13 protein-coding genes and 1 pseudogene are annotated in these 14,079 nt (G+C 68.0%); 8 read left to right on the top strand and 6 right to left on the bottom strand.

Annotation, left to right across the window (positions count from 1 at the left end):
• Positions 1-54: 54 nt before the first annotated feature.
• The 3 genes and pseudogenes from ASD47_RS08460 to ASD47_RS08455 form a co-directional block, all read right to left on the bottom strand.
• Positions 55-1,107 carry a deoxyhypusine synthase gene (locus ASD47_RS08460; protein ID WP_056754391.1) on the bottom strand — a complete coding sequence of 351 codons (1,053 nt, stop codon included), beginning with the start codon at positions 1,105-1,107 and terminating at the stop codon, positions 55-57.
• 143 nt (positions 1,108-1,250) lie between these two features.
• Positions 1,251-1,363 (bottom strand): annotated as a pseudogene (locus ASD47_RS28170) (hypothetical protein).
• A gap of 43 nt (positions 1,364-1,406) precedes the next feature.
• Positions 1,407-2,666, bottom strand: coding sequence for a type III PLP-dependent enzyme (locus ASD47_RS08455; protein WP_056754387.1), 1,260 nt, complete (start codon positions 2,664-2,666; stop codon positions 1,407-1,409).
• A gap of 247 nt (positions 2,667-2,913) precedes the next feature.
• On the opposite strand from ASD47_RS08455, the gene phnC reads away from it, so the two are divergent.
• From phnC to ASD47_RS08415, 8 genes are all read left to right on the top strand, one after another.
• Positions 2,914-3,708: a phosphonate ABC transporter ATP-binding protein gene (gene phnC, locus ASD47_RS08450; RefSeq protein ID WP_056754380.1), complete on the top strand. Its 795-nt coding sequence runs from the start codon at positions 2,914-2,916 to the stop codon at positions 3,706-3,708.
• Entirely contained in the window at positions 3,705-4,745 is a 1,041-nt protein-coding gene (gene phnD / locus ASD47_RS08445; protein WP_056754378.1) for a phosphate/phosphite/phosphonate ABC transporter substrate-binding protein, read from the top strand. The genes phnC and phnD overlap by 4 nt, the downstream gene beginning before the upstream one ends.
• Positions 4,746-4,765: 20 nt before the next feature.
• Positions 4,766-5,581: a phosphonate ABC transporter, permease protein PhnE gene (phnE, locus tag ASD47_RS08440; RefSeq protein WP_056754376.1), complete on the top strand. Its 816-nt coding sequence runs from the start codon at positions 4,766-4,768 to the stop codon at positions 5,579-5,581.
• A gap of 159 nt (positions 5,582-5,740) precedes the next feature.
• Positions 5,741-7,027, top strand: coding sequence for an OprO/OprP family phosphate-selective porin (locus tag ASD47_RS08435; protein ID WP_056754374.1), 1,287 nt, complete (start codon positions 5,741-5,743; stop codon positions 7,025-7,027).
• Between the two features lie 76 nt (positions 7,028-7,103).
• Positions 7,104-8,147, top strand: coding sequence for a substrate-binding domain-containing protein (locus ASD47_RS08430; protein WP_056754370.1), 1,044 nt, complete (start codon positions 7,104-7,106; stop codon positions 8,145-8,147).
• A 110-nt stretch (positions 8,148-8,257) separates the two neighbouring features.
• Positions 8,258-9,556, top strand: a complete 1,299-nt coding sequence (locus tag ASD47_RS08425; protein ID WP_056754367.1) for a hemolysin family protein — start codon at positions 8,258-8,260, stop codon at positions 9,554-9,556.
• A gap of 37 nt (positions 9,557-9,593) precedes the next feature.
• Positions 9,594-9,815, top strand: coding sequence for a hypothetical protein (locus ASD47_RS08420; RefSeq protein ID WP_056754364.1), 222 nt, complete (start codon positions 9,594-9,596; stop codon positions 9,813-9,815).
• Positions 9,816-9,831: 16 nt separating this feature from the next.
• Positions 9,832-10,488, top strand: a complete 657-nt coding sequence (locus ASD47_RS08415; protein WP_056754363.1) for a GNAT family N-acetyltransferase — start codon at positions 9,832-9,834, stop codon at positions 10,486-10,488.
• Between the two features lies 1 nt (position 10,489).
• Here the strand turns inward: ASD47_RS08415 and ASD47_RS08410 are convergent, their stop codons facing one another.
• The 3 genes from ASD47_RS08410 to ASD47_RS08400 form a co-directional block, all read right to left on the bottom strand.
• Positions 10,490-11,065, bottom strand: coding sequence for a hypothetical protein (locus ASD47_RS08410; protein WP_056754360.1), 576 nt, complete (start codon positions 11,063-11,065; stop codon positions 10,490-10,492).
• Between the two features lie 40 nt (positions 11,066-11,105).
• Positions 11,106-12,215 (bottom strand): aromatic ring-hydroxylating dioxygenase subunit alpha, encoded by a 1,110-nt coding sequence (locus ASD47_RS08405; RefSeq protein WP_056754359.1) that lies wholly within the window; start codon positions 12,213-12,215, stop codon positions 11,106-11,108.
• A gap of 101 nt (positions 12,216-12,316) precedes the next feature.
• Positions 12,317-13,789: a M20 family peptidase gene (locus ASD47_RS08400; protein WP_056754357.1), complete on the bottom strand. Its 1,473-nt coding sequence runs from the start codon at positions 13,787-13,789 to the stop codon at positions 12,317-12,319.
• Positions 13,790-14,079: the final 290 nt, after the last annotated feature.

The following is a 14,079-nucleotide window of genomic DNA, read 5'->3' as shown; positions in this document are numbered from 1 at the left end:
GGTCCCCGAAGCGAACTTCGGGGACCCTGCAGTTTCAGGTCGTCCGTATCAAGCCTACTTGCCGAACAGCTTCTGCCAGCGCGGCTTTTCGCGGCCCTTCCAGTGCTCGCGGTGATAGGCGTCCGAGGCGATCAGCGGCACCACGGTGGTGGCCTCGGCGAACACCATCTGCTCGTAGGTGGTGTTGACCTTGCCCCACGAGGCGGCTTCCTTCAGCGTCGAGCTGCTGCAGGCGCCGTCGCGGACGTCGGCCACGGTGATCTGGACCGCGTACTTGTGCATGTCGGCCTCGACGCCGAGGATCTCGGCGCAGACGACGGTGTCCTGGGCGAAGTTCTTGGGCACGCCGCCGCCGACCATGAACAGGCCCGTGGTGCCGGCCGCGATCTTGATGTCAGTCAGTTCGCGGAAGTCCGCGACCGCGTCGATCATCAGATAGGGCTGCTTGGCGGCGATGCGTTCCTTCTGGTGCTTGACCAGGCCAAAGCCGGCCGAGCTGTCGACGAAGGCCGGGCAGAAGATCGGCACGCCTTCTTCATAGGCGGTCTGGATCAGCGAGCCTTGCTTCTTGGCGTTGCCCTCGGACAGCCACTTGCCCATCTCCCAGATGAACTCGCGCGAGGAATAGGCGCGCGGCTCCAGGCGATTGCAGATCTCCAGGATCGTGTGGTCGCAGTTCTGGAGTTCTTCCTCGTCGATATAGGTGTCGTAGATGCGGTCGATGTAGTTGTCGCGCAGCACGTTGTCGTCGACGGGGCCGGCGGCCTGATAGTGCTTGAAGCCCAGGGCCTCGAAGAAGTCCATGTCGACGATCGAGGCGCCGGTGGCGACCACGGCGTCGATCATGCCGTTCTTCACCATGTCGCGGTAGACGTGCATGCAGCCGCCGGCCGAGGTGGAGCCGGCCAGGATCAGCCAGGGCGAGCAGGACTTGTCCTCCAGCGCCATGTTGAAGATGTCGGCGGCGCGGGCGGTGTCGCGCGAGCTGAACGACATCTTGCGCATGGAGTCGATGATCGGGCGGGCGTCGAACGACGTGATGTCGATATGCTCGACCACGTTCTGCAGCAGCTCGGCCTTCTGGTTGTTCGGAACGGGAGCGTTCATCGCTTCGGTTTCCCTGACTTTGGACGCCCGTCGTTGAAACTGGCCGTCCACCGGGACGGAGCGACCGGTGGGGGCGATGGGTTCGCATCCAAACGCGCGAGCGGTCGATGCGGCGCGGGTTTAACGCACATTTGTCGCGACGCTTAGTGACGATTTCGCGTCGCGCGCCGTGCGTCCTTCGAGGCCCGCTATCGCGGGCGCCTCAGGATGAGGAATTCAGTGCAAGAAAGTCCTCATCCTGAGGTGCGAGCCGCAGGCGAGCCTCGAAGGACGCACGGCGGTCACGCTCTGGATTTCAACTATCTACGCCGCCGCTTCTTGCCGGCCGCGCCCTTGGGGCGCGAGAAGCGGACGATCTTGCGTTCCTCGGCCTCGGGCCGGGGCGTGGCGATCGAGCGCTTGGCCAGGCCGTACATCGAGGCCATCGGGGCGTCCGAAACCTGGGCGATGTCGGTTTCCCCAAAGCCGTTGAAGCGGGTCGACATGGCCACGCCATAGGCGCCCAGCATGCCGATCTCGATGTAGTCGCCCTCGTCGACGCTTTCCGGCAGGTAGAACGGGCCGGGCATGTGGTCGACGCTGTCGCAGGTGGGGCCGTAGAAGCGGAACGGCTTGAGGCCCTCTTCCACCACTTCGCCGTTCTTGCGGAACAGCTTGACCGGGAACGGCCATTTCATGTGGGCCGCGTCGAACAGCGAGCCGTACGAGCCGTCGTTCAGATAGAGCGCGTCGCCCTTCTTCAGCTCGACCTTGACCAGCAGGGACGAGGCCTCGGCCACCAGGGCCCGGCCGGGTTCGCACCACAGCTCGGTGGTCTCGTGGACCATCATGTCGGCGAAGCCCCGGTCGATGGCCGCCAGGTATTCGGACATGTCCGGCGGCACCATGCCGGGATAGATCGACGGGAAGCCGCCGCCGACGTCGACGACGTCGGCCAGCACGCCGGCCCGCACCAGGGCGCGCGAGGCCTGGGCCATGGCCGCCTGGTAGGCGGTGGGGCGCATGCACTGGCTGCCGACGTGGAACGACACGCCCATCAGGTCCTGGGTGGAGCGACGGGCCGCCAGCAGCAGGGCCGGGGCGTTGTGCGACTCGACGCCGAACTTGCCCGACAGGCTGTAGGCCGCGCCCTCGGCCTGCACGCCCATGCGGACGATCAGGTTCAGGTCCTTGGCCTGGCCGGTGGCGTCGAGGATCTTGGCCAGTTCCTCATGGGTGTCGAACGAGAAGGTCCGCACGCCGTGATCGAAATAGGCGGCCGAGATCGCCACCCGGCTCTTCACCGGATGCATGAAGGCCATGCGCGAGCCGGGAGCGTGCTCGCCGACCAGCTCGACCTCGTTCAGCGAGGCCACGTCGAACGACCGCACGCCGGCGTCCGCCAGCTCGCGGATCACCCACGGCGAAGGATTGGCCTTCACCGCGTAAAAGACGTCGCCTTTGAATTCAGCCTGGAACCAGCGCGCCGCTACGGAAACCGCGTCGGGCCGCACGAGTGCGACGGGACGTTCCGGTGACCGCTCACGGACCAGGTCCAGGGGATTATGGTACGTGTGCAATTCACGTAGACCCCTGCAGAAGTGAAACCCAGGCCGGCGTTAGCAGCGCTTATGAGGACTTCGGGTCCGCCGGAGCGAGCGAAATAGGGTCATCGCCGCACGATGTAAAGAGTCTTTTGGACGCGGGCTTGCGCTCGCCCTTGCGGTGAATTGATCCACCGACCGTCACAAATCCATTGCGTCCGTGCCCCAAACCGACGAACGCATTTCCCAGCGTCCAAAACCTCGTTAAGGATTCGTCCCGACCATGACGTCGGACCCTGTTCTCTCGATCCGCGCCGCCTCCAAGACCTTCGGGTCGCGGCGGGCGCTGGACGCCGTTTCGCTCGACGTCGGTCGCGGCGAGATGATCGCGCTCATCGGCCCGTCGGGCTCGGGCAAATCGACCCTGCTGCGTTCGATCGACGGCCTGCAGACCATTGATGAGGGAGAAGGCGTGATCACCGCCTTCGCCGGCCCGGTCCAGGCCCGGGGCCGGGTCAGCGACCAGGTGCGCAAGGCCCGCATCCGCATCGGCTTCATCGCCCAGCAGTTCAACCTGGTCGGCCGCCTGACCCTGTTCACCAACGTCGCCCTGGGCTCGCTGGGGCGGATCGGTACGCTGCGCGGCCTGTTCGGGGCCTGGCCGGCCGAGACGCGGACGGCGGCCATGGCCGCCCTTCACCGTGTGGGCGTGGCCGACTACGCCGCCCAGCGCGCCAACACCCTGTCGGGCGGCCAGCAGCAGCGCGGGGCCATCGCCCGGGCCTTGGTCCAGAGGGCCAAGATCATCCTCGCCGACGAGCCGGTCGCCTCGCTCGACCCGGTTTCGGCGCGCAAGGTCATGGAGATCCTCCGTGACCTGAACAAGACCGACGGCCTGACCGTGGTGGTCACCCTGCACCAGGTCGACTACGCCCTGCGCTATTGCGACCGGGTGGTGGCGCTGAAGGCCGGCCAGAAGGTCTATGACGGCCCGACCAGCGGCCTGGATCGCGCCAAACTCATCGACATCTACGGCCCGGAATTCGAGGACGTATTCTGGGAAGGAGCCCCGCAATGATCCGCCGCACCGCACTCTCGCGCCTTGGCGTCGCCGGCCTCGGCCTCGTCGCCGCCCTGACGCTCGCCGCGTGCGGGGAGCAGAAGGCCGCCGGCCCGGCCGCCTCCAAGGACACGATCGTGTTCTCCATCCTGTCGACCGAGTCGGCCCAGAACATGGAGAGCTACTGGAAGCCCATCCTGGCCGACATGGAACAGTCGACCGGCATGAAGGTGAAGCCGTTCTTCTCGTCCAACTATTCGTCGCTGATCGTGGCCATGGGCGCCAAGCAGACCGACGTGGGCTGGTTCTCCAACGCCTCGGGCTTGGAGGCCGTGCGCCGCTCGGGCGGCGAGGTCTTCGCCCGCACCTTCGACCCGTCGGGGACCGATGGCTACAAGTCGGTGATCATCGTCCCGGCCGACAGCAAGCTGACGGTCGAGGGGCTGCTCAAGTGCGACAAGAGCCTGAACTTCGGCATCGGCGACAAGAAGTCGACCTCGGGCACTCTGGCCCCGATGACCTACCTGTTCATCCCGGCCGACAAGAAGCCCGAGACCTGCTTCAAGACCGTGCTCAGCGCCAGCCATGACGCCAACCTGTTCGCGGTGGCCAACCACAAGCTGGACGCGGCCACCAACAACACCACGGCCCTGCGCCTGAACGAGTACGCCAAGGGCGGCGCCCAGGCCAGGAAGGTCAAGGTGATCTGGGAGTCGCCGACCCTGCCGGAGGATCCGATCGTCTGGCGCAAGGATCTCGACCCGGTGGTGAAGGAAAAGCTGCGCCAGTTCTTCCTGACCTACGGCCAGGGCGACACCCCGGTCGCGGCCCAGCAGCGCAAGAACCTGGCGCGCCTGTCGATGGGCGGCTTCAAGCCCGCCGACGACACCCACCTGCTGGTGGTGCGCGAGATGGAGGCCCTGGAGCAGGTCGGCCTGGCCCGCGAGACCGGCGACAAGGCCAAGCTGGCGGCGGCCGAGAAAAACCTGGCCGGCATCAAGGCCGAGCGCCTGGCCGCCGACGGCAAGGCCGGCCTGGCCGCGCCGGCCAACTGACCAGGACGCCCGAACCACTCATGAGCGACGCCATCCCGCCCCCGCCCAGCAAGCCGCTCTCGGCGCGGGCCTTCGACCTGCTGTTGTGGGGCGGGGTGATCGCCCTGCTGGTGGTCAGCTTCAAGCCGGCCGAGATCGACAAGTTTCCGCAGCTGTTCAGCGACGCCAGCAAGATGCAGGGCTTCGCCAGCGGCTTCTTCTCGCCGTTCGGCGATCCCAAGGCGTTCATGGCCGCCGACTGGGAGCTGTACATCGGCAAGATGTGGCAGACGATCCAGATGGCCCTGTGGGGCACGGCCCTGGCCATCGTCGTGGCCATCCCGCTGGGCCTGCTGGGCGCGCGCAACATCAGCCCGTGGTGGATCCAGCAGCCGGTGCGTCGCCTGCTGGACCTGATCCGCTCGATCCCCGACCTGGTGGTGGCGCTGATCTTCATCACGGCCGTGGGCCTGGGCCCGTTCGCCGGGGTCATGGCCCTGATGTTCAACACCGGCGGCGTGCTGGCCAAGCTGTTCGCCGAGGCGGTCGAGTCGATCGACAAGGGTCCGGTCGAGGGCGTGCGGGCGACCGGCGCGATCAAGCTGGCTGAGGTGGTCTGGGGGGTGATCCCGCAGGTGGCGCCGCTGTGGACCAGCTATGCGCTGTACCGCTTCGAAAGCTCCAGCCGGTCGGCGACCGTCCTGGGTCTGATCGGGGCCGGCGGGGTGGGCCAAGTGCTGCTCGATTCGATCAACGGCTTCCAGTACGACCAGACCGGCTGCATTGTCCTGGTCATCGTCGTGGCCGTTTCGCTGATCGACCTTCTGTCGCAGATCATCCGCACACGTCTGCTTTAAGGACCGTTCTGTGGCTCTGGGGCCACAATTAACGTGTTGAAAAGGCTTGTCATCGGTCTGTCATCAAAGGGTGGCGGAACCGTCACGGGACCCCCGTAAAGCGCTCCTACCTGATCCGGACCAACGGGCAGGGGGCAAAGCCTAAAGGGGAATTCTCACATGCGGAACAAGACCTCGCTGGTCTGCGGCGCGGCGCTGGGCGCCATGCTGGCCTGCGGCCTCGGCGTCGCGGCTCACGCGCAAGACAACACGATCGCCTGGAAGGGCGCTCCGCAGTGGACGAACGACGACGTCTATTTCAAGGTCCGCGGCCGTATCCTGGTGGACGGCGTGTTCCAGGACGTCGACCGCGAAGGCGCGGCGACCGACTACAAGACCAGCAACATCCGCGGCCGCCAGGTGTTCATCGGCATCGAAGGCAAGCTGAACAACTACATCGCCTACAAGGCCGAGGGCGGCTGGGTGAACGGCGGCAACCCGTCGTGGGACGACGTGGTCATCGAGGTCAAGCCGACCGAAATGACCTCGATCCTGATCGGTAACGTCAAGGCCACCGGCCTGGAAAACCTGACCTCGACCCGCTTCACCACCTTCATGGACCGCGGTCCGTACGGTGACTTCGGCGTCGACAGCTACCTGCTGAGCGTCGTGGGCAAGGTGCAGGGCCCCAACTGGAGCGTCACCGGCGCCGTCCAGGGCGACAGCATCAACAACGCCGACATCAACAACACCTCGTCGGCGACCAACACCAACCAGAACTCGCAGGAACGCCTGGGCTTCACCGGCCGCGTCCACTACGCCCCGCTGCTGAGCGACACCGACAAGGTCCACCTGGCCGTATCGGCCCGCTACCGCAACCACGGCAACGAAGGCGCCTTCAACTATCAGGGCCGCCCGGACACCAACTACGGCACCAGCGGCCTGTACTACAAGACGGGCGCCATCGCCGACCGCGACACCACCCTGGCCGCCGAAGGCGCCTGGATCCATGGTCCGTTCTCGGTCCAGGGCGAATATTCGAACATCTCGGTCGAGCGCCTGGCCACCACGGCCCCGGGTTCGAACCCGGACATCAAGGTGGGCTACGCCTTCGTCAGCTTCTGGCCGACGGGCGAGACCCGCAACTACGATCCGGTCGCCGGCGAGATCAAGCGTCCGAAGATCCTGAACCCGATCACCGCCGGCGGCTTCGGCGGCGTCGAACTGGCCCTGCGCTACGACTACGCCGACCTGACCGACGCCTACAAGTCGGCCTCGACCGCGGCCAGCAAGACCCTGTCGCAGGACGCCGGCAAGTACACCGCCTGGACCCTGGGCGTGAACTACTACCCGACCGCCTATGTCCGCTTCCAGGCCAACTACACCGACGGCTCGGTCGATCCGGTCGTCGTCGGCCGCGGCACGGACATCAAGCAATTCCAGCTGCGCGCCCAGCTGGATTTCTAAGACCCTTCCTCCAGGCCGGCGCGAACGCCGGCCTGGACCCTTTCTCGCAACGCTCCAGAGACTCCAGGAGTCCTCCATGAAGAAGCTGCTTTCCTGCGCGGCCGCCGCCGTGGCCCTTTCGGGCCTCGCCGCCGCCCCCGCCCACGCCGCCCGCGACTATGTCTGGGCCGCCGGTTCCTCGACCGTGTTCCCGTTCGCCACCCGCACCGCCGAAAACTTCGCCAAGAAGACCGGCAAGAAGGCCCCGAAGGTCGAAAGCCTCGGCACCGGCGGCGGCATCAAGCTGTTCTGCTCGGGCTCGGGCGAAGGCTTCCCGGACATCGCCAACGCCTCGCGTCCGATGAAGAAGTCGGAATTCGACGCCTGCGCCGCCAAGGGCGTCAAGGACATCGTCCAGATCAAGATCGGCTTCGACGGCATCGTCGTGGCCACCGACAAGGACGGCGCCGACTACAACTTCAAGACCGAGCACCTGTACCTGGGCCTGTCCAAGCAAGTGCTGAAGGGCGGCCAGTTCGTCGCCAACCCGTACAAGACCTGGGACGAGATCGGCTCGGGCCTGCCGGGCAACCGCATCCAGGTCTATGGCCCGCCGCCCACCTCGGGCACGCGCGACGCCTTCGTGGAACTGGCCATCGAGGCCGGCGCCCGCAAGTTCCCGACCGCCGACGCCATTCGCGGCGACAACGAGAAGAAGTTCAAGGCCCTGGTCGACCCGCTGCGCAACGACGGCTGGATCGACGCCGGCGAGAACGACAACGCCATCGTCGGCACCCTGACCAAGACCCCCGGCTCGCTGGGCGTCTTCGGCTGGTCCTACCTCGAAGAGAACATGGACAAGATCAAGGGCGCCTCGGTCAACGGCGTGCGTCCCTCGGCCCAGACGATCGCCGACGGCTCCTACCCGCTGTCGCGCTCGCTGTTCATCTACGTCAAGAAGGCCAATATCGGCGTGACGCCGGGCCTGGCCGAATTCGTCACCGAGTTCACCTCGGACGCGGCCACGGGCCGGGGCGGCTATCTGCAAGGCCGCGGCCTGATCCCGCTGCCCCCCGGCCAGCACGACGCCCAGAAGCAGGTCGCCGCCAACAAGACGGCGATGGCGCGTCCGGCCCAATAGGCCGACACGAGCCGGAACAAGGCGACGCCGCGGTCCCCAGTGGGCCGCGGCGTTTTCTTTTGTATAGTGGGCCCCCGCGCCCGCCTGGGCCGCGCCAACCCTGAAGGGCCATGATCCTCCTCGCGCTCGCCGTCGTCCTGCTCCTCGTTCTGCTGAACGGGGTGTTCTCCATGTCCGAACTGGCGGTGGTCTCGGCCCGTCGCGCCCGGCTGCAGACCTTCGCCGACCGCGGCGACAAGGGGGCCAAGCTGGCCCTGGCCATGGCCGAGCATCCCACCCGGTTCCTGTCGGCCGTGCAGGTCGGCATCACCCTGATCGGCATCCTGGCCGGCGCCTACGGCCAGGCGACCATCGCCGGCGCCCTGGACGCCTGGCTGAAGGACAAGCCGGTGGTCGGGCCGCATTCCGAGGCGATCGCCACCATCATCGTGGTCATCGGCCTGACCTATGTCTCGGTGATCCTGGGCGAGCTGGTGCCCAAGCGCCTGGCCCTGCTGTTCCCCGACGTGATCGCCCGCCGCATGTCGCCGTTCCTGGCGGTGGTGGCCACGGTGCTGCGCCCGTTCGTCACCCTGCTGACCGTCTCGACCGCCGGCATCCTCAAGCTGATGGGCGTGCGCGACGAGCGGACCAACGACATCACCGCCGAGGAGGTCGAGACCGTGCTGGCCGAGGGCGCCGACGCGGGCCTGATCGAGCCCGAGGAGCGCTCGATGATCCAGGAGGTGCTGCGCCTGGGCGACCGTCCGGTCCGCGTGGCCATGACCCCGCGCCGCGACCTGTTCTGGATCTCGCTGACCGACAGCCAGGACGAGATCCTGCAAGAGATCCGCGACTGCCCCTATTCGCGCATCGTGGTGGCCAGCGAGGGCGACCTGGACGGCGACATCGGGGTGATCCTCAAGAAGGACCTGCTGGACGCCTGCCTGGGCGGCGAGACCATCGACATCAAGAGCCACGTCCAGCAGCCGATCGCCATCCCCGAGACCATGTCGCTGCTGCGGGCCATGGCGGTGTTCAAGCAGACGCCGCTGCACATGGCCCTGGTGGTCGACGAGTTCGGCTCGATCCAGGGGGCGATCACCCCGCTGGACCTGCTGGAGATGATCGCCGGCGACTTCCCCGAGGACCACGACGAGACCGAGACCCGTATCCTGCGTCGCGAGGACGGGACCTGGCTGGTCGATGCGCGGGTGGACATCCAGGAGCTGAACGACGCCCTGGGCGAGGCCTTCCAGGCCGAGGGCGGTTACCACACCGTGGCCGGGCTGTTGCTGGATCGGCTCGGGCGGATCCCTCGTGAGGGAGAGATCGTCGAGTTGGGCGGCTTCGACGCCGAGGTGGTCGACATGGACGGCTCGCGGATCGACAAGGTGATCCTGCGGTGTGTGCCGACGAAGGGGGAATAGGGGCGGTGAACCTGCTGAATGACGGCGCCTTGCGTAGATGAAGAACCTGACGAGAAAGATCGGCGACTGGGCGGCCTTCATCTTGATGGCCACCGGTGTGGGCATGCTTATATGGCCTTTCGGCAACCGGCATCGGACCGCACAGGCTTGGGTGCAGGAAACCGGGGTCGATCTCTCGACCTGGCTTCGACTCGCGGCCGTCTTCCTTGTTGGCGGGCTATGTCTCCTGGCGGTCACCAAACTGTCTGATCGCAAATAGGCGGATCGAGGGGCGCATGAGCGGATCGGTCGATGCAGCGCTGGTCGAGGCGTGGGCGGCCGGCTGGGCGTTGTCGCGAGGCGTCGGCGCGCCGATCCACGCGGCGGGCGGCCACCGGATCGTGGTGGGACAACCCGGACATGCCGAGCGCTTGATCTTCCCGGCCCTGGACGCGGCGGCTCTGTCGGACCTGGCGGCGAGCATCACCGCGCCCGGGATCTTCCTGAAGGCCTTCTGCCCGCCTGAAGCGCTGCTGGCGGCTGTCGACGCGCGCTGGAGTCCGCAGCCGCCCGGCGACCTGATGGCCGTCGATCTCGTCGCCGCCCCACCGCCCACGCCCCTGGCCGCCGGCTATGTTCAGGAGCTCCGCGCCGAGGGGGCGGTGCTGGTCGTCGAGATCCAAGACGCGGACGGAGTCTTGGCGGCTTCGGGCCGCGCCGCCCTGACCGGCGGCTTCGCCGTGTTCGACAAGATCATCACCGATCCGGCGCACCAGCGGCGCGGCCTCGGGCGGTTCGTGATGGGCGTCCTGGGCGAACGGGCCCGGACGCTGGGCGCGGCCCGGGGCGTCCTGGTCGCCACGCCGGAAGGTCGGGCGCTGTACGAGGTGCTGGGCTGGCGCTTCGAGGGGCGGATGGAGACGGTCGTGATCCCGGACGAGACGGCCGGCTGAGCTATCGCCCGCCGGGACGCGTGACGACGTAGCAGATCAGCCCGGCCACGCCGCATCCCGCCAGGATCCAGGGCCAGGTCAAGGTCGCCCATCCAAGGACCACGGCGACGGAAAGGCCGATCACCCCGACGAATGCCAAGAGGTTCGGCAGTCTGGACGTCCAGGCCGGCGTCCCGCGCGGCGGCGCCAAGGGTGCGCGCCGATCCGCCTCACGGCGAACGCGTGAGATCAGGCTCAGGGACGGATAGGCCAGGCAGCCCATCAGCGCCACCGGCAGGATCAGGGCGATCGCGACCACCCCCGCGACGACGGCGTCCGCCGAAGACCTGAAGGCCGGCCACCATTGGAGCGCGGCGTTGAGCGTGACGAATTCGATCAGCGCCACGCCTAGGGTGACGGTGGTGATGATCGGGAGCGCCTTCCGGCCCGGCTTGGCCTTTCGGTGGGCCGCGACATAGGCGTCGCGTTCCTGAACGGAAAACAGTGCGCCGCCCCGTTTGCCGAATACCAGGTAGCCGTCGCCATGCGGCTCGAACAGGGCGTCGAAGGCTCGGTCTTGATCGTCTTGGGCGTGCACGGATCTTCCTTGGGCGATGTCCAAGCCTAACCGGTCGCCCTCATGTCCGCCACCGCAGCGTCGTCTCCTCCACCGGGTTGCGAAACGCCCGCGCCTCGCGGCGGCTGGCGTTCCATTCGCGCTTGAGCTGGTGGTACCAGAGGCCCTGCTGGTCGGCGTCGCCCATCCACATCAGGGCCGGGTTGTCGCGCAGCCCCCGGGCCTGGGCCGCGACGATCCTGCCGTCCTGCCGCAGAAAGGCCCGGGCGGCCAGACGGATCACGGGATGGAGGGCGGTGAACGCCGGGTGGTCGGACCAGATGATCTGGTTCATCCGGGTCTTGCCGGCGTTGATCGGCGTCATGGCCGACAGGGCCAGCACCTGCCGCTCGCCGACCCTCACATGCTCCCAGCGCAGGCCCGGCAGGCGGAAGGTGATTTCGGTCAGGGGCTGCCCACCGAGGATGGCGTAGGCCTTGGAGTTCCTGCTCGGCGTGTGCCGGGTCATGGTGAATCCGGCCTCGGACGGGGCGAAGGCCTTGTGTTTCTCGTGCTGGCTGGCGCCGGTGCGCCACCACCACTGCCGGTGAACGAACGGGCCGTGGGCGGGATCGATCAGCCCCAGCACCGCGTGGTCGATGTGGATGTCGTAGTCAAGGTGGTCGACCAGCTTGGGCTTGCCGCCCACCACGCCGGGGATCACCGGGGGCGGCCCAGGCGGGGCGCCGTCAAAGCGCGGATCGGAAGACATCCAGATCCACACCAGCCCCTGGGCTTCCACCAGCGGATAGGTCCGGACACGGACCTTCGCGACGTCCAGCGGGTTGTCGGCGGTCAGGGCGGGGATCTTGGCGCAGGCGCCGTCGGTGCGGAACCGCCAGCCGTGATAGGGGCACTCGACGCTCTCGCCGCCGTCCGCTTCGGCGCGGACCTTGCCCGCCGACAGCTTGGCGGCGCGGTGCGGACAGACGTCGCGCAGGGCGTAGACGGGCCCGGCCCGGGTCCGTCCGATCACGACCGGTTCGCCCAGATACTCCCGACTTTCCATCCGGCCCGGCTTCAGCTCGGACGACAGGGCCGCCACATACCAGGCGTCCAGCACGAAGCCTTCGCCGACCCTCATGGCCTTCGAAGCCGGCCGCAAGGCCAGCATCTGCGCGTCGTCAGCCATGTGCGTCGTCCGACCCGCGACACGCCCCGCGCGCCGTCCCCGGGGGCAATAGGCCCGATCACCGCGCCGGGGTCCCGTGAAGAGTTTGTGTCGGAAGGCGCCTATCGGCTCGCCGCCGTCTCCACCAGCCGCTGGTAGAACCGCACCATGCGTTCGACATTGGCCACCGAGATGTGCTCGTCCGTGCCGTGGATCATCTTGGTGGCGTCGACCGACAGCACCAGGGGCTGGAAGCGGTAGATGTCGTCGGCGATCGGGCCCATGTAGCGGCTGTCGCTGGCGGCGGTCATCAGGGCCGGGGCGACGGGCGCGCGGCTCTCGTCGCCAGCCAGGGCGGCCAGGGTCTTCCAGCCGTCGGAGGTGATGGACGACACCTTGCTGGGCTCGTCCGGGGCCTTCACCCAGGCCAGCCTGACCGGCAGATCGCCGACCGCGTCGCGGGCCCGGGCCATCACCTGCGCCGAGGTGTCGCCGGGGGCGATGCGGTAGTTGATCCAGGCCGTGGCGTCCTGCGGCAGGACGTTCTCCTTGGGCGAGCCCTTCAGCATGGTCGGGGCGATGGTGGTGTGCAGCATGGCCGCCCCGGCCGGCGTCTTGGCGGTCTGGCTGACCAGCAGCGGCGAGAACAGCCAGGGGTTGGCGGCCGCCATCCTGATGGTCGCCGAGCTGTGCGGGGCCAGGCTTTTCAGCATGTCGGCCCCGGGGCCGCTGAACCTCATCGGAAACGGATGGTCGGCGATCGCCAGCACGGCCTTGGCCAGGGTGGTCACGCCGGTCTGGGGTGGCGGGGCCGACGAGTGGCCGCCGACGGCGGGGGCGATGACGGTCAGGGTGGCGTAGCCCTTCTCGGCCGTGGCGATCAGGGCCACGGGTTTCTTGGTCACCGGATGGTCCTCGACCACCACCATGCCCTCGTCGAGCACGAACTGGGCCTTGATCCCGCGCGACTTCAGCAGGGCGGCCGCGGCCCGCGCGCCGCCGCCGCGCACCTCCTCGTCGTGGCCGCTGACCAGGATCACCGTGCGTTTGGGGACGAAGCCGGCCTTGGCCAAGCCGTCCAGCGCCTCGAACAGGGTGACCAGGCTGCCCTTGTCGTCGATCGCGCCCCGGCCCCAGACCGCGCCGTCGGCCACCACGCCGTCGAACGGCGGGTGGGTCCACGACTCTTCGCTGCCGGGGGTGACCGGCACCACGTCCTGGTGGGCCATCAGCACGATCGGGGCCAGGCCCCGGTCGGTTCCGGGCCAGGTGTAGACCAGGGCGTGGCCGGCCACGACCTCGCGGCCCATCACCCGGTGGGCGTCGGGATAGGTCGCCTGCAGCCAGGCGTGCAGCCTGTCCCACTCGGCCGGCTGATCCTCGGCGGGGTCCTGATGGCTGACGGTCCGGAAGCGGACGGCCTCGCCCAGATGCCGGGCCGCCAGGTCGACGTCGAACGGACGGGCCGCGGCCAGGCGGACGCCGGCGGTGTCGGCCACGGGCGCCTTGAAGGTCGCCGTGCGCACCGCCACCACGGCCGAGACCGCCAGCACCAGCCCCACGGCCGTCAGCGCCGCCTTGCCCTTCCAGCCCATGGCCGTTCCCCCAAACATTTGTTTGCGCCGACTGTGCGACGGGGCGCGGAACATGCCAACCAGCAAAGTTTGGGATGTGGTCGACAGACGCGCCCCCCTTCGGCCGTCATCCCGGGCCCCGTGCCCGGGACCCCTTTGTCCGCCGCAGGTGCAGTAGGGGCGGTTCGCCAGCGAACCGCTGGAGCCTCACGGTTCAGCTGAGCGAGGGTTCCCGGGCCACAAGGCCCGGGATGACGGCCGATAGGGAGAAGAGCGCGGCATCGCGCGTTTGCGTCGAAGCGGCGGCTCGC

The sequence above is a fragment of the Caulobacter sp. Root1472 genome, from assembly GCF_001426985.1.
Lineage (GTDB): Bacteria > Pseudomonadota > Alphaproteobacteria > Caulobacterales > Caulobacteraceae > Caulobacter > Caulobacter rhizosphaerae.
This window is presented reverse-complemented; position numbering and strand designations above follow the sequence as displayed.